The organism is Paraburkholderia phenoliruptrix, from assembly GCF_902859825.1.
In the GTDB taxonomy this organism is placed as follows: Bacteria; Pseudomonadota; Gammaproteobacteria; order Burkholderiales; family Burkholderiaceae; genus Paraburkholderia; species Paraburkholderia phenoliruptrix.
The window spans coordinates 131,215-150,983 of sequence record NZ_CADIKB010000014.1; the positions used below are offsets into that span (position 1 = coordinate 131,215).

General features: G+C 61.0%; 17 protein-coding genes and 1 pseudogene. 4 read left to right on the forward strand and 14 right to left on the reverse strand.

What is annotated here, in order from left to right; translation table 11 throughout:
- Positions 1-11: 11 nt before the first annotated feature.
- The 5 genes from HV711_RS16610 to cadR form a co-directional block, all read right to left on the reverse strand.
- Positions 12-806, reverse strand: a complete 795-nt coding sequence (locus HV711_RS16610) for an ABC transporter substrate-binding protein (protein WP_035482055.1) — start codon at positions 804-806, stop codon at positions 12-14.
- 118 nt (positions 807-924) lie between these two features.
- Positions 925-2,079 carry a pyridoxal phosphate-dependent aminotransferase gene (locus HV711_RS16615; protein WP_035482056.1) on the reverse strand — a complete coding sequence of 385 codons (1,155 nt, stop codon included), beginning with the start codon at positions 2,077-2,079 and terminating at the stop codon, positions 925-927.
- Between the two features lie 268 nt (positions 2,080-2,347).
- A complete protein-coding gene (gene dbpA, locus HV711_RS16620) occupies positions 2,348-3,751 on the reverse strand; it encodes an ATP-dependent RNA helicase DbpA (protein WP_028362095.1) in 1,404 nt (467 codons plus the stop codon).
- A 56-nt stretch (positions 3,752-3,807) separates the two neighbouring features.
- Complete coding sequence (locus HV711_RS16625; protein WP_013586792.1) at positions 3,808-4,008, reverse strand: hypothetical protein; 201 nt, start codon at positions 4,006-4,008, stop codon at positions 3,808-3,810.
- Between the two features lie 60 nt (positions 4,009-4,068).
- Positions 4,069-4,500 (reverse strand): Cd(II)/Pb(II)-responsive transcriptional regulator, encoded by a 432-nt coding sequence (gene cadR, locus HV711_RS16630; RefSeq protein WP_035482057.1) that lies wholly within the window; start codon positions 4,498-4,500, stop codon positions 4,069-4,071.
- A gap of 78 nt (positions 4,501-4,578) precedes the next feature.
- On the opposite strand from cadR, the gene HV711_RS16635 reads away from it, so the two are divergent.
- On the forward strand, positions 4,579-6,942 hold the full coding sequence (locus tag HV711_RS16635; protein ID WP_035482058.1) for a heavy metal translocating P-type ATPase: 2,364 nt from the start codon (positions 4,579-4,581) through the stop codon (positions 6,940-6,942).
- Between the two features lie 49 nt (positions 6,943-6,991).
- Here the strand turns inward: HV711_RS16635 and HV711_RS16640 are convergent, their stop codons facing one another.
- Entirely contained in the window at positions 6,992-8,056 is a 1,065-nt protein-coding gene (locus HV711_RS16640) for a helix-turn-helix domain-containing protein (protein WP_035482075.1), read from the reverse strand.
- 346 nt (positions 8,057-8,402) lie between these two features.
- Between HV711_RS16640 and adh the strand changes: the two genes are divergently transcribed.
- Positions 8,403-9,923, forward strand: a complete 1,521-nt coding sequence (gene adh / locus HV711_RS16645) for an aldehyde dehydrogenase (RefSeq protein ID WP_035482059.1) — start codon at positions 8,403-8,405, stop codon at positions 9,921-9,923.
- A gap of 72 nt (positions 9,924-9,995) precedes the next feature.
- Positions 9,996-10,391 (forward strand): DUF779 domain-containing protein, encoded by a 396-nt coding sequence (locus HV711_RS16650; RefSeq protein ID WP_013586787.1) that lies wholly within the window; start codon positions 9,996-9,998, stop codon positions 10,389-10,391.
- Positions 10,392-10,429: 38 nt separating this feature from the next.
- Here the strand turns inward: HV711_RS16650 and eutC are convergent, their stop codons facing one another.
- From eutC to eat, 3 genes are read right to left on the reverse strand one after another with little or no spacing between them, the layout of a single operon-like run.
- Complete coding sequence (eutC, locus tag HV711_RS16655) at positions 10,430-11,230, reverse strand: ethanolamine ammonia-lyase subunit EutC (RefSeq protein ID WP_013586786.1); 801 nt, start codon at positions 11,228-11,230, stop codon at positions 10,430-10,432.
- Entirely contained in the window at positions 11,227-12,621 is a 1,395-nt protein-coding gene (locus HV711_RS16660; RefSeq protein WP_013586785.1) for an ethanolamine ammonia-lyase subunit EutB, read from the reverse strand. The genes eutC and HV711_RS16660 overlap by 4 nt, the downstream gene beginning before the upstream one ends.
- A 55-nt stretch (positions 12,622-12,676) precedes the next feature.
- Positions 12,677-14,080 carry an ethanolamine permease gene (gene eat / locus HV711_RS16665; protein WP_013586784.1) on the reverse strand — a complete coding sequence of 468 codons (1,404 nt, stop codon included), beginning with the start codon at positions 14,078-14,080 and terminating at the stop codon, positions 12,677-12,679.
- Between the two features lie 238 nt (positions 14,081-14,318).
- Between eat and HV711_RS16670 the strand changes: the two genes are divergently transcribed.
- On the forward strand, positions 14,319-15,209 hold the full coding sequence (locus tag HV711_RS16670) for an AraC family transcriptional regulator (protein ID WP_013586783.1): 891 nt from the start codon (positions 14,319-14,321) through the stop codon (positions 15,207-15,209).
- Between the two features lie 417 nt (positions 15,210-15,626).
- On the opposite strand, the gene HV711_RS16675 is transcribed toward HV711_RS16670, so the two are convergent.
- The 5 genes and pseudogenes from HV711_RS16675 to HV711_RS16695 form a co-directional block, all read right to left on the reverse strand.
- Entirely contained in the window at positions 15,627-15,983 is a 357-nt protein-coding gene (locus tag HV711_RS16675; protein WP_035482060.1) for a hypothetical protein, read from the reverse strand.
- 259 nt (positions 15,984-16,242) lie between these two features.
- Positions 16,243-17,181 carry a hypothetical protein gene (locus HV711_RS33500; RefSeq protein ID WP_244142697.1) on the reverse strand — a complete coding sequence of 313 codons (939 nt, stop codon included), beginning with the start codon at positions 17,179-17,181 and terminating at the stop codon, positions 16,243-16,245.
- A gap of 181 nt (positions 17,182-17,362) precedes the next feature.
- Positions 17,363-17,839, reverse strand: a complete 477-nt coding sequence (locus HV711_RS16685) for a hypothetical protein (protein ID WP_013586778.1) — start codon at positions 17,837-17,839, stop codon at positions 17,363-17,365.
- Positions 17,840-17,848: 9 nt separating this feature from the next.
- Positions 17,849-19,198 (reverse strand): peptidoglycan-binding protein, encoded by a 1,350-nt coding sequence (locus HV711_RS16690; RefSeq protein WP_425195025.1) that lies wholly within the window; start codon positions 19,196-19,198, stop codon positions 17,849-17,851.
- 89 nt (positions 19,199-19,287) lie between these two features.
- A pseudogene (locus HV711_RS16695) lies at positions 19,288-19,769 on the reverse strand (hypothetical protein); the annotation flags it as partial.

Below are 19,769 nucleotides of genomic sequence, written 5' to 3' on the forward strand. Positions count from 1 at the left end.
ACCGCGGGCCGTTACTTCGCGGAAACGTCGATATCGCCGAGGTATTTCGCAGCGAGCGCCTTCACCGTGCCGTCGGCCTGCACCTTCGCGATGGCCGCGTTCAAACGTTCCCGCAGTGCCGTGTCGCCCTTGCGGATGCCATACGCGATACCGCTGCCGAGAATCTTGTCGTCGCGCACCGGCTGTCCCACGAACGCGTAGTCCTTGCCGCTCGGCTTCGACAGAAAACCGGTTTGCCCCGCGGGTGCGAGCACGAGCGTTGCGTCGAGGCGCCCCGCGACCAGATCCGTGTAAACCTGGTTCTGATCCTGATACGACACGACGGTGACGCCGGCGGGCTCCCAATGCGTCTTCGCAAACGTCTCCTGAATCGACGCCTGCAACACGCCGACACGCTTGCCCTTCAGCGCTTCGGCCCTCGGCAGCAGACCGCTGTCGCGCTTCGCGATCAGTTGCGTGGGCACGCGATAAACAACCGTCGTGAAGTCGATGGTCTGGCGGCGCTGCTCGGTGGCGTTCATCGCCGAATTGATCGCGTCGAATTTGCGGCCCTGCAACGCAGGGATCAAACCGTCGAATGACGTCTCGACCCATTTGCAGGTCATATGCGCGGCTGCGCACACGGCCTTGCCGACGTCGATGTCGAGACCTTGCAGCTCCCCGTTAGGACCTTTGGATTCGAACGGCGGATACTGCGCTTCGAGCCCGAAACGCAGCGTCGATGTATCGGCGGCAATCGCGCCGGACGACGCCGCCAGCGACGCGAATGCGCAGGCCAGCGCCAACAGAGGCTTGAGCAGTTTCATGGCAAGTCCCTTTCCTTCGGTTGAGTAGTAGTACGAACACGCAGCGTGTGAATGTGCAACAGCGCGCCGATGATACTGCGTTCAAAAAAGCCGCCGTCGCACGAGTATGCAGCCAGTGTCAGATCTCGCACAAACGGCGCGCGCCTTCGATCAGCGTGGCGTCGTCCTTCGAAAAGCTCAGGCGAATCAGGCCCGAATCGGTGCCGTCGCTGTAGAACGCGGACAGCGGAATGGTCGCCACGCGCGCATCGCGAATCAGGCGCAACACGAAATCGCTGTCCTTTTCGTTCGAGAAACCGCGAAAGCGCGCGAGCATGAAGAAGCTGCCCTTGCTCGGCAGCAACTCGAAGCGCGATTCGCGCAGCCCATGCGCGAGCAGATCGCGCTTTTGCTGATAGAACGCGGACAGGCCGAGGTAGCTCTCGCGATGGGCCAATGCATCGACGAACGCGTATTGCATCGGCGTATCGGCGGAAAACACCATGAACTGATGCACCTTGCGGATCTCGTTCATCAGTTCGGCGGGCGCGAGGCAATAGCCGACGCGCCAGCCGGTGACGTGATACGACTTGCCGAACGACGACACGATCACACTGCGCTCGGCCAGCTCGCTGTGGCACGCCATGCTTTGATGTTTCGCGCCGTCGAACACCACATGTTCGTAGACTTCGTCGGACAGAATCACAATGTCCGTGTTGCGCGTGAGCGCCTTGAGGCGCGCGATGTCCGCCTCGCCGAACACGGTCGCGGTCGGATTGTGCGGCGTGTTGATGATGATCATGCGCGTCCTCGGCGTGATGGCCGCGGCCACCTCGTCCCAGTTCACATGAAAGTCGTCGGGCGACAACTTGATCGGCACAGGCGTTGCACCTTGCAGCCGCACGATCGGTCCATAGCTGTCGAACGAAGGCTCGAAGTAGATCACTTCGTCGCCCGGGTGGACCAATGCGCTGATGGTCGAATAAAGACCTTCGCTCGCGCTTGCGATGACGGTCACTTCGCTCGCGGGGTCATAACGCACGCCGTAGAGCGTCTGCACTTTGTCCGCGAGCGCTTCGCGCAGCGCGGCGATGCCGGACATCGGCGCGTACTGGTTATGGCCGGCGCGCATGGCGTGCGCGACGCCGTCAATCAGCTTTGCGTCCGGCGCGAAATTCGGCGCGCCTTGCGACAGATTCAGCGCGTCGTGCTGCGCGGCCAGTTGGCCGATCACGGTGAAAATCGTGGTGCCGACGTCAGGCAATTTCGAGCGGGCTTGCATGGCGCTCTGCATAAGGCTTCTCCCTATCTCCATCCGGCGGCGGACTGGCGGCGGCGCAGTACGCGTGCCGGCCATTCCGGTCGAGTGCCGGTTCAGTGATTAGGCATCAGCCAAAGCAGCATCACAATCGAAACTTTGTCATGCCGCGCATGCGTTTATTTCATGGCTTGCGCGAAGGGGCAGCGCAGCGGGCGGGCGGCTGGCAGGCGCGTTGGGCAGAAGAAAAGGCGGCGGGACATTCCGGCGGCATGACGGGATGTGATGCGCGGGCGCGAGCAGATCAGGCGTCGTCCATCAACCGCACCTTCACTTTCTTGCCCTTCACCTTGCCCGCGCTCAGCTTGCGGACTGCTTCACGCGCAATGCTGCGTTCAACCGCCACATAGGTCGACATCTCCGTCACGTTGATCTTGCCGATTTGCGAACCGGCAAAACCGGCCTCGCCCGTGAGTGCGCCGAGTACGTCGCCGGGACGGATTTTTTCCTTGCGGCCGCCGAGAATCTGCAGCGTTTCCATGGGCGGCAAAAGCGGCTCATTGCTCGTTGACGTGAGTTCGGACAGCTTGTGCCACTCGACCTCGCGCTTTTGTGCCTGCTCGATACCGCCCACACGGCCCATTTCGTCCATGCTCGCGAGGCTCAATGCCCAGCCTTCCTGATCGGCGCGGCCCGTGCGGCCGATCCGGTGCACGTGCACTTCAGGATCGGGCGTGACGTCGACGTTGATCACCGCCTCCAGTTGCGCAATGTCGAGGCCGCGCGCGGCGACGTCTGTCGCGACCAGCACCGAGCAACTGCGATTCGCGAACTGGATCAGCACCTGATCGCGCTCGCGCTGGTCGAGTTCGCCGTGCAGCGCGAGCGCATGAAATCCCTGCGCGCGCAGCACGTCGAGCAGATCGCGGCATTGCTGCTTCGTGTTGCAAAACGCGAGCGTGCTCACCGGGCGATAGTGATTGAGCAGCAGCCCGACGGCATGCAGACGCTCGTCTTCGCTCACTTCATAGAAGCGCTGGCGGATCTTCGTATCGTCATGACGCTCGGCCAACTTCACTTCCTTCGGATTCCGGAGGAATTGCTGGCTGAGCTTGACAATGCCCTCCGGATACGTCGCCGAGAAAAGCAGCGTTTGCCGCTCTTTCGGGCATTGCCTGACGACGGTTGCGATGTCGTCGAAGAAACCCATGTCGAGCATGCGGTCCGCTTCGTCGAGCACGAGCGTATTGAGCGATTGCAGCGGCAGGCTGCCGCGCTCCAGGTGATCCATGATGCGGCCCGGCGTGCCGACCACGATATGCGCGCCATGTTCGAGACTGGCGGTTTGCGGCCGCATCGGCGTGCCGCCGCACAAGGTCAGCACCTTGATGTTTTCTTCCGCGCGCGCGAGACGGCGAATTTCCTGCGTGACCTGATCGGCAAGCTCGCGCGTCGGGCACAGCACCATGGCCTGCACGGCGAACTTGCGCGCGTCAAGACGCGCGAGGAGCGCGAGCGAGAACGCCGCGGTCTTACCGCTGCCCGTTTTTGCCTGCGCGATCAGATCGTGGCCGGCGAGCGCAATGGGCAGACTCGCGGCCTGAATGGGCGTCATCTCGACGTAGCCGAGCTGCGTGAGATTTGCGAGCGCGGCGGCCGGCAGCGGCAGTTGGCTGAACGGCGCGCCGGCCGTGATGGGACTGTTCATAAGATGATGACTCGTGATCGGCTCGAGGCCGAAAGAAAAATACGGGCGAGTGACGCTTATTCGGCCATGGGGCCGGGAGACGGGCGGCCTTCCATTTGCTCATAGAGCACCGAGCCGTCGTCGCCTTCGAAACGTTCGACGTAATTGCGCGCGCCGCACAGCGGGCAACGGAAAAGCAGCCCCTGCCCCTCGTTTTTGATGACGACGTCCGACTGCTCCCACTGCGCGCCGCAGGACTGATTTCTACATGTAAACACGTTGCTTCTCCAACTGGATTCGATGGTTGATTCGCCGACGGCACAAACCGGAATGCCGCATTAACCGAGATGCGTGTGCCGCGCGCGCGGGGCGCTCACGTCCATTTCGCTGAGGCCTTGCACGATGCCGCAGTCTTCGACCGCCTGTTCGCCGTGACATTGTTCGCGCAGCGCACGCAGTTGCGCCTTTAACTGCTGCAATTCGTCGATACGCGTATCGACGTGCGCAATGTGCTCGTCGATCAGGTCGTTGATGCCGCCGCAGCCGTTGGCCGGCGCGTCGGTCAGACTGAGCAGCGCGCGGATTTCGTCGTGCGTCATGTCGAGCGCACGGCAATTGCGGATGAAGCGCAACCGCTCGACGTGCTTCGCCGAATAGCTGCGGTAATTGGCCTCGGTGCGCTCCGCTTCGGGCAATAGTCCTTCCTTCTCGTAGAAGCGGATGGTTTCGGTCGTGCAATGGGCGTTTTTCGCCAATTCGCCGATTTTCATGGGCCCTCCGATACCGGCCTTGACCTTGTAGTGGCTTCAAGGTGTTTACTAGACCACAAATCCAACGAGGAAGCCACCATGCAGCACGCGCACACGGCGAACGCCGACCGCGAAGAACAGAACGAAACCGGTGCCGATCGGCAGGAGCATCGCCATGAAAAGCCCGCGCACGACCCAGCATGCGGCAGCTGCTGCGGCGCGCCCGGCGCCGCCCCGATGCCGCTGCGAGCCGATTTGCCGCCGCCTTCCGAAGCGGCGGACGGCGACGTGCACACGGCAATCCGCATCCTGCAAATGGATTGTCCGACCGAAGAAGCGTTGATCCGCAAGAAGCTGAGCCGCATGGCGGACGTGCGCAGCATGGAGTTCAATCTGATGCAGCGCGTGCTGACCGTCGTCCACGCGCCCGCTGCACTCGACGCGGTTCTCGGCGCGCTGCGTTCGCTGGACTTCACGCCGGAAATCGCCGAGGCGAATTCGCTGGGCGCGCCGACGGCCGCGCAAGACGGGCCACGTGCGCCGGGCAGCGCACGCTCGGGGGCATGGCTGCCGCTCGCCTTCGCGGCCGTCGCGGCGACGGCTTCGGAGGCCGCTGGCTGGCTCGGCGCGCCTGCCTGGATAGCAGCGGCGCTCGCGATCGTCGCCATCGGCTCCTGCGGGCTCGCAACCTACCGCAAGGGCTGGCTCGCCCTCCGCCATGGCAACCTCAACATCAATGCGTTGATGAGCATCGCGGTGACCGGCGCGCTGATCCTCGGTCAATGGCCGGAAGCGGCGATGGTGATGGTGCTCTTCACCGTCGCCGAATTGATCGAGGCCAGGTCGCTCGACCGCGCGCGCCATGCCATTCAGGGCTTGATGCAACTCACGTCCGAGCAGGCGAGCGTGCAGCAGCCGGGCGGCGGCTGGCGGCTCACCGCCATCAAGGCGATCGCGCCGGGCGCGCTGGTTCGCGTGAAGCCCGGCGAGCGGATCGCGCTCGATGGAGAAATCGTTGCCGGACGCTCGAGTGTGGACCAGGCGCCCATTACCGGAGAAAGCCTGCCCGTCGACAAGAATGTGGGCGACGCGGTGTTCGCGGGCACCATCAACCAGGCGGGCTCGTTTGATTATCGCGTGACGGCCGCAGCCGGCAATACGACGCTTGCGCGCATCATCCACGCGGTCGAGGAAGCGCAGGCCACCAAAGCGCCCACGCAACGTTTCGTCGATCAGTTTGCGCGCGTGTACACGCCGCTCGTGTTCGCCGTCGCGCTCGCGGTAGCACTCGTGCCGCCGCTCGTTTTCGGCGGAGTGTGGCAGGCGTGGATCTACAAAGCGCTCGTGATGCTCGTGATCGCGTGTCCGTGCGCGCTCGTCATTTCGACGCCGGTCACCATCGTCAGCGGTCTCGCGGCGGCCGCGCGCAAGGGCATTCTGATCAAGGGCGGCACCTATCTCGAACAGGGCCGCAAGCTGCGCCGCCTCGCGTTCGACAAGACCGGCACGATTACGCACGGCAAACCGGTGCAGACCGACTTCGCGATCTTTGCCGACGCTGACACGGATGCGAACATGGATGCGCGCTCCAGCCCCCCCATCCATGCCGGCACTCGCGCTGCACTTTGCCGCGGGCTCGCCGCGAGTCTTGCAGCGCGCTCGGACCATCCCGTGTCGATGGCGATTGCGAGCGCCGCGCAAAAAGACGGCGTGGCGCACCTGGCCGTCGATTCATTCGAAGCACTCGCCGGACGCGGCGTGCGCGGCGAAATAAACGGCCTCACCTACTGGCTGGGCAATTATCGGCTGGCGGAAGAGCTCGGACGCTGCTCGCCCTCGCTCGAAGCACGGCTTGACGCGCTTGAGCGCGAAGGCAAAACCGTCGTACTCCTGATCGATGCCCAACGCGTGCTCGCCCTTTTTGCCGTCGCGGATACCGTGAAGGAGACGAGCCGCGCGGCTCTCGCCGAATTGCACCGCATGGGCGTCGGCACGGCCATGCTCACCGGCGACAATCCGCACACGGCCGCGGCGATCGCCGAACAGGTCGGGATCGACGAAGCACGTGGTAACCAGTTGCCGCAAGACAAGCTCGACGCTGTCGCGCAATGGTCGGCTGAAGGCGCGAGCGTCGGCATGGTCGGCGACGGCATCAACGACGCACCCGCGCTGGCGCGCGCGGACATCGGCTTCGCGATGGGCGCAATGGGCACCGGCACCGCAATCGAGACCGCGGACGTCGCGTTGATGGACGACGATCTGCGCAAGATTCCGCTCTTCATCCGCCTGTCGAAAGCGACGCATGCGGTGCTCGTGCAAAACATCGCGCTCGCGCTCGGCATCAAAGGCGTCTTTCTGGTGTTGACCGTGATGGGTCTCGGCACCATGTGGATGGCCGTATTCGCCGACGTCGGAGCGAGCCTGCTGGTTGTCGCCAACGGCTTGCGGCTGCTGAGAAAATAAACGCGGGCGCTCTTGCGCACCGCGTGATGCGCGAGGCGTCGAAAAAGGGCTAGTGCGCGAACGAGCGGTTGCTGCCGGCAGAATGCGCGCCGATCGCAGCCTTCAAGGTGTCCGAAGGCCGCATGCCGAAAAGCTTGCGATAGTCGGTCGCAAACTGGCTCATGTGCCAGAAACCCCAGGCGGCAGCGACGTCCTGCACCGAGCGCGCATCGCGCGATGCGTTGCACAGATCGCGCCGCGCGCCGTTCAGGCGGATCGCGCGCACGTAGTGGGCGGGCGCCATGCCGAGCACGTCCTGGAAGCAGTACTGCAGCGTGCGCCGGCTGACATGCAGCCGCTCGCACAGCTCGGGCACGCCGACCGCGCGGTCGCGATTGGCGAGCACATAGTCGCGCGCTTCCGCGACGATCGACTGACGGCGCACACGTGTCGGCATGGCAAGCGGTTCAAGCGCGGCGGGCAACGCGCATGCATCGAACAGCGCGGCCAGCACCGCGGCTTGCAGGCTCTCGCGCGCGGGTGCGGACAAAGGCGCGCCGCTCGCCGCGCTTTGCGCGAGAAGCTCGCGCAACGAAGCACACAAACGCTCCTTGCGCTCAAGGCCGATGGGCACGACCTCAGTGGGCGTCAACTGCTCCGCCAGCACGACGTGTTCGACATCCGCTGCATAACGGCGCAACACGTCACCCTTCACGACCACGCCAAAAATCTCGTAGCCCGCCGACGTCAGCAGTTCGAACTCGATGCCGCCAGGACGAAACGCGAGTGCATCGCCGGCAATGATCTGCGCGTCGATGCGGCCCGAGCCCGCGCGGCACGTCGGAATGCCGAACCAGTACGCGTCTTTTTGCACCTCGCAGGTTTGCCGCAGCGTGTGGCTCGTCGTTTCGACGAAGACTTGCATGTGATCGACGCACAGCTCCGTCAAACCGCCGACAAAGCTGCCTGCGGTCAGCTGGTCGTAGGTTTGATGCCAGCCGTGAAGGTTGCGCGCCTGCTCGTCCGCGTCGTGAGCAATGCGGGTCTGCACGCGGAAGCTCGGCTGCGGCGCGCGCGCTGAAGCTGCAGGGGGCGCCGAGCTTGCGAGGGTGTCGCTGAGGGTTTCGATCGTCATGGCGAATCCGCGCGATGGATTATCGAAGAGAAAAAACAAGGCAAGTCCCATGCCGATCGCGCGCGGCCGATCATCGCACCGACTGCTCCAGCATGGGCCAGACCCCTGTTCAATTCGTGAACAGCAACAACAGCATTGCTCAGAAACGACGCGCCCGCCTGTTGCCCGTTCGAGCCTCGCCCCCACGCCGCGGTGCGCCCGTGCCTGCCGTGCGTGCACGGCTCACCAGCCAGGTGCATTGGCATGGTTCTGGCTCTAAGGGTCTCGCGGCCAGCTTCAACGGATTGCAACCCGAGCGCAGCATCGCGCCGACTATAGCCCATTCAAACATGTGAGGAGCACTGAGATGAATCACGCGGAGATGCAGTTTCTGACGACCGAATTCCCGTACAAAAAGCAGTATGCGAACTTTATCGGCGGCGAATGGGTGAAGCCGGTGGGTGGCGAGTATTTCGACAATGTGTCGCCCATCACGGGCGAGCCGTTCACTTCCATTCCGCGCTCGCGTGAGGCCGATGTCGAACTCGCGCTGGATGCCGCGCACCGCGCGAAAGCCGCATGGGGCAAAACCTCGACGACGGATCGCGCGAACATTCTGAACCGCATTGCCGACCGCATGGAAGCGAACTTGCAGCGGCTCGCGGTCGCTGAAACGATCGATAACGGCAAGCCGCTGCGCGAAACGATGGCCGCCGACATTCCGCTGGCCATCGACCACTTCCGCTATTTCGCCGGCGCCGTGCGCGCGCAGGAAGGCTCGATCTCCGAGATCGACGACGACACAGTGGCCTATCACTTTCACGAGCCGCTCGGCGTGGTCGGTCAGATCATTCCGTGGAATTTCCCGATTCTCATGGCGGTGTGGAAACTCGCCCCCGCGCTCGCGGCCGGCAATTGCGTCGTGCTTAAACCCGCCGAGCAAACGCCCGCATCGATTCTCGTCCTCGTCGAACTGATTCAGGACCTGCTGCCCGCCGGCGTGCTGAATGTGGTCAACGGTTTCGGTCTGGAAGCAGGCAAACCGCTTGCCTCCAGCAAGCGCATCGCAAAGATCGCGTTCACCGGCGAAACGACCACGGGTCGCCTGATCATGCAGTACGCGAGCCAGAACATCATTCCGGTCACGCTCGAACTGGGCGGCAAGAGCCCGAACATCTTTTTCGCCGACGTCATGAGTCAGGACGACAGCTACTTCGACAAAGCGCTCGAAGGCTTCGCGATGTTCGCGTTGAATCAGGGCGAAGTGTGCACGTGCCCTTCGCGCGTATTGATCGATGAAAAGATTTACGACCGCTTCATGGAACGCGCGTTGAAACGCGTCGCGGCGATCACGCAGGGTCATCCGCTGGATACGAAGACGATGATCGGCGCGCAGGCTTCGCAAGAGCAGTTGGAGAAGATCCTGTCGTATGTGGATCTCGGCAAACAGGAAGGCGCCGAATGCCTGATCGGCGGCGAGCGCAACGTGCTTGGCGGCGAACTGAGCAAGGGCTATTACGTGAAGCCCACTGTGTTCCGCGGCAACAACAAGATGCGCATCTTCCAGGAAGAGATCTTCGGGCCGGTGGTGTCGGTCACGACGTTCAAGACCGAAGAAGAAGCGCTCGAAATCGCCAACGACACGCTGTACGGACTCGGCGCGGGCGTCTGGACACGCGACGGCACGCGCGCCTATCGCTTCGGCCGGCAGATTCAGGCAGGCCGCGTGTGGACCAATTGCTATCACGCATATCCGGCCCACGCGGCGTTTGGCGGCTACAAGCAATCGGGCATTGGCCGCGAAAATCACAAGATGATGCTCGACCATTATCAGCAGACCAAGAACCTGCTCGTGAGCTATAGCGAGAAACCGCTCGGTTTCTTCTAAGCGCGCAACGGTAGCGATTCTGTTCAAGCGGGCCGCCTTGCGCGGCTCGCTTTATTTCTGCGAGGACCTACGATGGCCGACAAACAAGAAGTGGCTCGCGTCATTGCAACGCCTGCCGCAATCGAGTTGATCGACAGATTGCGCGCGGAGCATGGCGACGTGCTGTTCCATCAATCCGGCGGATGCTGCGACGGCAGCGCGCCGATGCTGTTTCCGCGCAGCGAATTCATGGTCGGTTCGTCCGACGTGAAGCTCGGTACGCTCGCCGGCGTGCCGTTTTACATGAGCGATTCGCAATTCGAGTACTGGCAGCACACGCAGTTGATTATCGACGTGGTGCCGGGCAACGGCGGCATGTTCTCGCTTGAACGGCCCACGGGTTTGCGCTTTCTCACGCGCTCGCGTCTATTTGACGACGACGAAAACGCGTGGCTCGAATCGCACCCTGTGCAGCGCGCCGATGCGTGAAGCCGCCTCCAGGTTGCGCTGGCGTTTGCGCCGCGGTTTTACGGATGGGGGCTGGAGTTTGCCGCGCCGCCGATCGCGGGCGCTGCTGGCGCAGCGGGCAGCGACGCGTCGCTGTCATCTTTCAGTCCGACGCCGGTGAGACCGAGACGCCGCGCATGCGTGAGCAGATAGTGCAGTTTGTGGGCAGCCGACGGATAGTCGAGTCCTTCCGGACGCACGTTGGAAATGCAATTGCGCTGCGCGTCACTGCAACCCACTTTCGGCGCATACGTGAGGTAGATGCCGAGGCTATCGGGCGAACTGAGGCCAGGCCGCTCCCCGATCAGCATCACCACGATCTTCGCGTGCAGCAGCTCGCCAATCTCGTCGCCGAGTGCAACGCGCGCTTGCCGCGCGACGACCACAGGACCGATCCTCCAGTCCGCAAGCTGCGGCACGACGGCTTGCAGTAGCGGAACCGCCTGCTTCGACGCGGCGAAGGCCGACAAGCCGTCGCCAATCACGAACACGACATCCGGCGACTCGTTCGCTAACTGCGCGAGCGCGGCGCGGCTCTCGTCCGACAGGCGCCGCCCCAGATCCGGGCGCCGCAAGTAATGCTCGCGATCGGGCGCGGCGCTATGCACGTCGAGCGTTGTAAAGTCGAGCGCATGCAACTGCTCATGCAATGCCTCTGTGTCCAGCGGATGATGCACGGCGTCGCGCGCCTGCGCATGCGAAAGATTGAACGCGAGCAAAGGCGCAGTCGGCACACTGTTGCCCGCGCGGCCGAGCGCAATGCGCGCATTGGTGAACTGGCGCAGTGCATTCCACGGGTTCTTGTCGACGAAATCGCTCATGCGATACCCATCCAGTCGCGCGCACCCTCGAGCAGCGGTTGCTGTGTCGATGCGCTGAGCAGTGCGCCACGCGCGTCGGTGATCTGCATCGACTCCAGCCATTCCTCGAATTCAGGCGCGCGGCGCAGGCCGAGCACGTCGCGCACGTAGAGTGCGTCATGAAACGACGTGCTTTGATAATTGAGCATCACGTCGTCCGCGCCCGGAATGCCCATGATGAAGTTGATGCCCGCGACGCCGAGCAGCGTGAGCAGATTGTCCATGTCGTCCTGATCGGCTTCCGCGTGGTTCGTGTAGCAGATGTCGCAACCCATCGGCACGCCGAGCAGCTTGCCGCAGAAGTGATCTTCAAGACCGGCGCGCGTGATCTGCTTGCCGTCGTACAGGTATTCGGGGCCGATGAAACCCACTACGGTATTCACGAGAAACGGGTTGAACTTGCGCGCAACCGCATACGCGCGCACTTCACAGGTTTGCTGATCGACGCCGAAATGCGCGTCCGCGGAGAGCGCGCTGCCCTGCCCCGTTTCAAAGTACATCAGATTGCTGCCGACTGTGCCGCGTTTGAGCGACAGTCCCGCTTCATACGCTTCTTGCAGCAGCGCGAGCGAAATGCCGAAACCGGCGTTGGCTTTTTCCGTGCCGGCAATCGACTGAAACACGAGGTCCACCGGCGCGCCTTTTTCGATTGCAGCAATCGTATTGGTGACGTGCGTGAGCACACACGATTGCGTGGGCACCTGGTAGCGCTGACGAAAGTCGTCGATCATCAGCAGCAGCTTGGTGATGGCGGCAAGATTGTCGCTGGCCGGATTGATCCCGATCATTGCATCGCCACAGCCGTACATGAGGCCGTCGAGCATGGAGGCAGCAATGCCTTTGACGTCATCCGTCGGATGATTCGGTTGCAGACGCACCGACATGCGGCCCGGCAGTCCCACGGTGTTGCGAAAGCGCGTGATGACCGGGCGTTTTCGCGCCGCCGCGATCAGATCCTGATTGCGCATCAGCTTCGAAACAGCGGCCACCATCTCCGGCGTGAGACCCGCGGCGATACGGGTGAGCGCATCCGCATCCGTCGACGTGCTCAAGAGCCAGTTGCGAAAGTCGCCCACCGTCAGATGCGAAATCTCGGCGAATGCCTGCGGCGAATGCGTGTCGATCACAAGACGCGTGACCTCGTCGCTTTCATAAGGAACCAGCGCTTCATTCAGGAACGTACGCAACGGCACCTGCGCCAACGCCATTTTCGCGGCGACGCGTTCCTCCTCGCTTGCCGCCGCGACGCCGGCGAGTTGGTCGCCGGAACGTTGCGGGCTCGCCTTCGCCATGAGTGTTTTCAGATCGGCAAAGCGATACGTTCGGCTGCCGATTGTCTCCGTATAGCTCATCTTTTACGACTCCAGCTTGCGACTGCGGCGCCGCTGCGCACAGCGGCTTCGTCGGTCATTCTTCCAGCAAGGCGTCCGTCGGCGCGGCCTCGCGTTGATGGCGCGTCAACAGGAAATAGACGTAGCCGAGCGCGAGAAAGATGGCGAACACCACGGCCACCAGAAAATTGAAGTACACCATGGTCGCCAGACAGATCACCGCGGCCGCCAGCGCGAAGGCCGGAAACAGCGGAAAGAGCGGCGCACGGAACGGACGCTCCATGTCCGGCTCGGCGCGGCGCAGCTTGAAAAGCGACAACATGCTGATGATATACATCACGATAGCGCCAAACACGGACATCGTCACGATGTTCGCGGTGAGCGTCTGGCCGCCGAACTGGATCAGCTCGTCGCTGTAGATCGCCGCGATGCCGATCACCCCACCCGCCAGAATCGCGCGATGCGGCGTCTTGAAGCGCGGATGCACCTTCGAGAGCCATTCCGGCAGATAGCCCGCGCGAGCCAGCGCGAAAATCTGCCGCGAATAGCCGAGGATGATGCCGTGAAACGACGCGACGAGACCGAACAGTCCGAGCCACACCAGCATATGCATCCAACCGCTATGTTCGCCGACGATGTATTTCATCGCTTGCGGCAGCGGGTCGTTGATATTCGCGAGCTTCGTCCAGTCGCCGGCCGCGCCCGCGAACACCATCACGCCGATGGCGAGCACGACCAGGGTCAGAATGCCCGCGACATAAGCGATGGGAATGGAACGCTTCGGGTTTTTCGCTTCTTCGGCGGCCATGGCGACGCCTTCGATTGCGAGGAAGAACCAGATCGCAAACGGAATCGCCGCAAACATGCCGTTAAACGAGCCCATGCTGAACGTGTCCGCGCCGGCCCAGCCGCCTTTGGTGAAGTTCGACCAGTGAAAGCCCGGCGAAACGACGCCCATGAAAACGAGCAATTCGAAAATGGCGAGCAGCGTGACGCATAGTTCGAACGCGGCCGCAATTTGCACGCCGACAATGTTCAAGGCCATGAAGACGAGATACGCGCCCATTGCCGCGTGCTTTGGCTCGAGCGCCGGGAACTGCACATGCAGATACGCGCCGATCGCCAGCGCGATGGCCGGCGGCGCAAACACGAATTCGACGAGCGTGGCCGCGCCCGCGAGATAACCGCCCGTCGGGCCGAAAGCGTGACGTGCGTATGCGAACGGGCCGCCCGCGTGCGGAATCGACGTGGTGAGCTCGGTGAAGCTGAAAATGAAGGTGGTGTACATCGCGGCGATGAAGACGGCCGTGATGACAAAGCCGAGCGTGCCGGCGCTCGCCCAGCCATAACTCCAGCCGAAGTATTCGCCGGAAATCACGAGACCGACCGCGATTCCCCATAGTTGCCACGTGCCGAGCGTCTGCTTCAACTCGTGATGCGTGACCTTACCGACGTGCTGACTGTTGGACTCTGATTTCATCGGACGCTCCGGAGTTTTCCGCTTGCTCGACGCCGCAAGGCTTTGCGGTGAGTGGACGGGCAGGCTTTCGCCGATGGTAGTGAGCCATTATTCGGGGGTGGTATCGAAATTTGGCAAAGTTGGGGGGCGCTTTTTGCAGGAGGTGCTTAATTGAGCGCGCGAGGTTTGCGCTTCGGATTCGCAGGATTTGGTAAACGGGCGCGTGATATTTTTGTTTTTGTTTTCGCTTCGCAAACCAATGACTTTCCACACTCGCGACAACATGAACGATTCAACCAGTCGGACACGCTACGAGACGCGCCTCGGCCGCGTGCTCGACCACATTTACGATCATCTGGACGAGCCGCTCGACATCGATCGGCTCGCGGAAATTGCATGCCTGTCGCCTTATCACTGGCACCGCATTTATCAGGCGATGTACGGGGAGACGGTGGCCGCCACGGTTCGGCGGCTGCGGCTGCATCGCGCCGCCGGTTATCTGGCAAACGGAACGATGCCGATTGCCGAGATTGCATCGCGCTCCGGTTATAGCAGCCTGCAATCGTTTTCTCGCACGTTTCGCGCGGTATTCGGCGTGCCGCCCGCGCAGTACCGCAACGAGGGCACACACAGCCGGTTTCGTCCGGCACTTTCGGGAGAGAAGCAAATGACACTGCGTGAAGTGGAGATCCGTCGCATGGAGCCGATGGCAATTCTGTCGGTCGATCACGTTGGCTCGTATATGCAGATCGGCAAGGCATTCGACGCGCTTTTTGGATGGCTGGGTAAAAACAATTTGCTTGCTGCGGACCTGCGCATGATCGGCGTGTATTACGACGATCCCGGCATGGTGGATGAAAACGCACTGCGCTCGAAAGCAGGTGTGCTGTTGCCGGGTCCGCTATCAATGTCGGTGACGGTGAGCCCCCCGGTGTCCATCGAGCCTGTGCGCGGCGGCGAGTATGCGGTGTTGCGGCACACGGGGCCGTACAGCGATATGCGTGCGGCCTACGAGTGGTTGTATGGGACGTGGCTCGTGCAGTCAGGGCGCGAGGCGGCCGATGCGCCCGTATTCGAGGAGTATTTGAACAGTCCGAAGACGACGGCGCCCGCGGAGTTGGTGACGGAGATCTGTTTGCCGCTTCGGTGAGGGTTGCCTAAGTGCTGCTTGTGGGTTGGCGGTGCGTTGCATGTTCAGGTGGCGCGGATGTGGGTGCTTGTTCTGGTTTTTATAGCCTTTGTATGTATACATAGTAATAGTTAACAAGGGGTGCCGTGGCTTGTGGACAACTGCGAAGCTCTCTTTCGCATCAAGGGGTTGCGGCGGCGATAACCCTGCTGGCTAAGCGTGGATATCAGGCTCGGGCCAAGGGGAAGTTTTCATGCGGCTCACTGAGCGGTGGGGTTATCAAGGTTCGCCCCACATCGTGTGAACCGGGTTTTACAGGGGTTGTGCAGAGGAGGGTGGGGATAAGTTGGTTGGCGAGGCGCACCGGTGCGCCCCACTTCGTGCGACGGGCGCAGTCTATCCAGAATGTCCACGGACGCGCCGCAACGTCATGAGATCTCAAAAGCGCGCGAAGAAATCATGCTTCGTATCCGTTCGCTCAATCTTCGTGCTCGCGTCGATATACACGTCGACCCAGCTATACGGAGGCTTGACATTCACACCGTCGCGACTCGCGAAAGGCAAACTGACCTCGATCCACGCATCCCGCGATGCAAACATGGGCGTGTAGAACTTTTCGGTCTGCCCGGGTGCCAGTTCACCGCGAGTGATTTGATCGTTTTCGTTCAGGAAATAGACCACCGGCTTGTGCGCGTCCGCCGAGTAATGCAGCACGATTACCGGCCGGCAGAAAAACCATGCGGTCAGCGCGAGTACGCACAGCAGGGCGATCCATTTAAGTCGTTTGGAAAGCATTATCAATCGGTCACCGGGAGCATTGATGCGGCCTCTTGGCCGCAGCGTCACCTGCGCCCCAAGGCATGGGAACGGCGGCTGTCTTGCGAAGCAGAAGGTCGGTCGTCAATTCGCGTGGCTTTGCGGCGGCATAAAGATCGATGCCGAGTTGGATAGAAATGTGGTCGAGCAACAGCCTCGCGCGCTCGCCGCGGGCGACCTGTGTTCGAGGGCAGATGAGAGATCACCCGCGAGAACGGCGTTTGCATGGGCAACACAATTATTTTGCTGTGCACGCTATGAAAAACATTTCGACGCTGCTCAGTGATAGCGGGCGCTCGTCTTTCACAAAGGTGATTGAAAGCCTGTTCAGTCGTTGTGACATCACGCACGCGCCAGAAGGGATGTCATAGTTGACTTCCTGCACGCACTCGTCTTTCGGAAAGCGCTTGGATGTGCGCAAATTCTTGACTGACGGCTTGCCGCCTCTGAGTTGCCCCCTCATATAGGTGAAGTCCGGCTTGTCAAATTCGAAGCCGGAAAACAGATCTTTGTGGGTGTTCATCGTGCGAATCACCCAGTCGATTTTCTTCGCGGTCGGACTTCCCCCGTCCTCCAGTTGGCGCCCCTCGGGCGCGTTGGTACGCAATTCGAATTGCGACTTGTCTACATATCTCTCGAACGCGTTGGCGTCTGGAAAATGCGTGAAGAAATTGCGCTGCAACGTCTGTAGATCGCGGGTCGTAAAGCAACTTTCCTTCGGGCTGGCGAAGGCCATGTTGCATAGGCAGACGGCCGATAGCGCGATGACTGTAGTAATGGATGATCGTAATGCCTTGACGTGTTCCATGACCTTTGGGATCTTGATGTGATGCAGTTTATTGAGTTCTTCCGCATTCGCTTCGAGCACCCATTGCCGGCTTCCAAACGATCCGAACTCCGCCTCCGTCGTCGTGGAAACCGGTGAGAGGGCGTCTCCGGCTTCGATATCGGTTATCGCGCCAAATGCTGCCTTCAGGTCTGAAGACATCTCGTCGTTAAGACGTCCGCCGATGGCGTGCATCCGATCGGAAAGTAGCCATCGGGATGGGTGGCCTTGACGCCAGATGAAACGATAGCCGCGTCGCAGTTCGTCCATGCCCTTGTTGTAAGCGCTGAGGATGCCGTAGATGCGCGGCAGGTTGTCCGCCGACATCTGTCCAATTGACTGGAGGGCCATGTCTTCGCCGCGTTCTCATACGCGCGCGTGAAAACCTCCCACGCATCCCACTTTCTCTCCCAGAGACTGTAGCTTGTCAATCTCTACAGGAGCGAGCAGACCTGACGAGGCGTCGTTTCAACGATCGGATCGTGGACTCCTATCCATCGCTCCACATTCTCCAGATCCCACCCCCTCATCCTTACTGCGCGGATTTCTTGGGAGGTTTTGAGCGCGCCAGCTTCTTGCCGGCAAACGAGTACCAACTGCCGTTCGCGCTCAGCAGTACCGCGCTGTCTGACCAACGAATGTCGTCCACATCGAGCTTGTTACTGATCGGCAACACCACAGGTGGTTTTTTTCGGAAGTCATATAACGACACAGAGGGGGTATCGGAGAACCCACCAATGAAGTCCTCGACAACTATGCGCGTGGCGGGTTTGTCCGTCCCGTTGGAGTCTGTGTAGTAGGTGTAGTGAGATCCATAAAGCTGGTCGAACTGCGCACCGTTCAACGACGCATTGAAAGTGACGCCGTCTGTCTTGACGTGCTCCACCTTCACAATAGACAGCGTGCCAGCAACGGTGTGAATGGCGTCGCGGTCTCCACCGTCCGTCTGTGCGTAAGAAGCTGCACAGCAAAACGACAAAAGAACTGCGATCAACGACAACTTGAACAAATTCATCTCCTAAAAAGTCGGATTCGTCCCGCCCACCGCGGTCACGATATCCAGCAAGGGGCGTACGTCCGCAAGCTTGGTCGGGTCACAGGCGAAATTCTTGAAGTTGACACCGTTGTCGATCAACTGACTAAGCCACAGTCGATGCGCCTTCACGTAATTGCCACCGTTATCCTCTGCGCGTTTGGCGGCCGCAGAGGCACCGATCTGTGCGATCAAAAGAGTTTTTGCCCCCCGAGCGATTAACCTGGGCGGATGGCCCGGTGTGGCCTGCGAATACGTATCATCGGCAGCAATAGTCCCGGCAAGATATCTGTTTGCATCGCCTGATCCAAGGTGATGAGACAAATATAGGATCTTCGCTCGCTCGCCGTCGTTCAATCCGGAGAAATCGTATCCGTTCGACTGGAGCGCACGGAAATTCGACATGCCATAGTCGACGGCTGCCATGATCGCAGCCTCAGCATTCGACCTGAAATCAAGCAGCTCAGCTTTATGTGCGGGGACGACGTGATATTTGCCGTGCGAATCCTTCGTTACCCACCCGTTCGCTTCAGCCTTTTCGTTGAGAAACGTTCCGGAGCGGACTGCCTCGCCGAGCCACGTGCCGGCCAGGAATTGCGTCAATCCACGGGCGCTGGAACCCGATGCTGCGGACGCGGGATTCCACTCACCCGTCGACACCTTGACGATTTTTGTTTTGATCTTGCCGTGGACTTTGACTTTTTTCTCGACCGAAACTACCAGTTTGGCCGCCTCAATATTGATGACCGAAGCAACGGCTTGTGGTTTAAATCCGCTCCTGGCGCCAGCGGAAATGATGTAGTCGCGAAATTTGGCGTTGGGCCCCAGTCGCAAGTTGTCGTTATTTGGGCATTCCACCCCCACATTTACAACCGGATTGCCGGCGCTATCCCGGTTTTGCTGAGTCTCGCCTGGCGGCAACGGCAACGGTGCCGCCTCGTGATGATCGGTTCCGCCCTGATGCAACCGCAGCGTGGCGTCGAGCTTCACTTTTGGACTGCGAAGGGTTGCCTGATGCACGCCTGCGGGCGGAGCAATCTCTGCGACCTTCTTCGTCCCGCCGTCAATCTTTGCGACAAAGACATGGACTTTTTCCGATGCCTTTTGCGTTTGGATGGGTGGAATGAGGCCCTGCTTATCCGTCACATGCTCCTGAGAGTCAGCCCCGGCAACCACCTTGGTCTTGAGGTCAGGAATTGGCGCGCCATTGGCATCGGTTATGCGGATCCACAATTCGCTAAAGTACGATTCGGCATCCTGCTCTGGTCGCTCGCGCAGCACAAGTTTCTGACCAGGGTAGATGAGTCTGGGGTTCTCTATCTTGTTCAATTTCACAAGATCGCTGACCGTAACCCCGTGCCTCTGAGCGATCGTGCTAAGACTATCGCCAGATTGGACCGTGTATTGATTATCTTCCGCCATCGTTACGCAACCCCATCTTCTTCGTCGAATGAACCACCGGGAGCCTCTGCTTCACGATCAATATCTGCATCGAATAAAGTACCCCATTCGCCTTGCCCGTACAGCACCGTTACTGCCTCTGCGTTCTCGGGATTTATCTTGCGTTCGGATCCAGAGTCCGAGGACAGCCCCGCCAGTACCCGTTGCACTGTGGTTGAGCCGGCAGGAGCAGCGAACACGCCGTAGCTCACATCGGCAGCAGGTTTTCCGTCATCGATCGAACGAAAGACAAATTTCTGACTGAACTGTGCCGGGCCAGATTGCGGTAAGTCCGGCAGCGAATAGTTCATGCGCGCAGGACCTTCAAAGGAATGCTGGCTGCCTTTGATGTCGACCGGGCAATGTCCCAGGCGTAGTTGAAGGTTGAAGGCGGCGGTTCGCCAGTGGAATCCGAGAGAATCGGGTTTCCAGGACCAACCTCCCGAACAGGGAACCAAGGAGAACC

Coding starts and splice junctions, on each gene's coding strand:
- cadR (WP_035482057.1), bottom strand. CDS start 4,500: ATGAAAATCGGCGAATTGGCGAAAAACGCCCATTGCACGACCGAAACC.
- dbpA (WP_028362095.1), bottom strand. CDS start 3,751: ATGAACAGTCCCATCACGGCCGGCGCGCCGTTCAGCCAACTGCCGCTG.
- HV711_RS16635 (WP_035482058.1), top strand. CDS start 4,579: ATGCAGCACGCGCACACGGCGAACGCCGACCGCGAAGAACAGAACGAA.
- HV711_RS16615 (WP_035482056.1), bottom strand. CDS start 2,079: ATGCAGAGCGCCATGCAAGCCCGCTCGAAATTGCCTGACGTCGGCACC.
- HV711_RS16675 (WP_035482060.1), bottom strand. CDS start 15,983: ATGCTTTCCAAACGACTTAAATGGATCGCCCTGCTGTGCGTACTCGCG.
- HV711_RS16610 (WP_035482055.1), bottom strand. CDS start 806: ATGAAACTGCTCAAGCCTCTGTTGGCGCTGGCCTGCGCATTCGCGTCG.
- HV711_RS33500 (WP_244142697.1), bottom strand. CDS start 17,181: ATGGCCCTCCAGTCAATTGGACAGATGTCGGCGGACAACCTGCCGCGC.
- eat (WP_013586784.1), bottom strand. CDS start 14,080: ATGAAATCAGAGTCCAACAGTCAGCACGTCGGTAAGGTCACGCATCAC.
- HV711_RS16650 (WP_013586787.1), top strand. CDS start 9,996: ATGGCCGACAAACAAGAAGTGGCTCGCGTCATTGCAACGCCTGCCGCA.
- HV711_RS16660 (WP_013586785.1), bottom strand. CDS start 12,621: ATGAGCTATACGGAGACAATCGGCAGCCGAACGTATCGCTTTGCCGAT.
- eutC (WP_013586786.1), bottom strand. CDS start 11,230: ATGAGCGATTTCGTCGACAAGAACCCGTGGAATGCACTGCGCCAGTTC.
- adh (WP_035482059.1), top strand. CDS start 8,403: ATGAATCACGCGGAGATGCAGTTTCTGACGACCGAATTCCCGTACAAA.
- HV711_RS16670 (WP_013586783.1), top strand. CDS start 14,319: ATGACTTTCCACACTCGCGACAACATGAACGATTCAACCAGTCGGACA.
- HV711_RS16640 (WP_035482075.1), bottom strand. CDS start 8,056: ATGACGATCGAAACCCTCAGCGACACCCTCGCAAGCTCGGCGCCCCCT.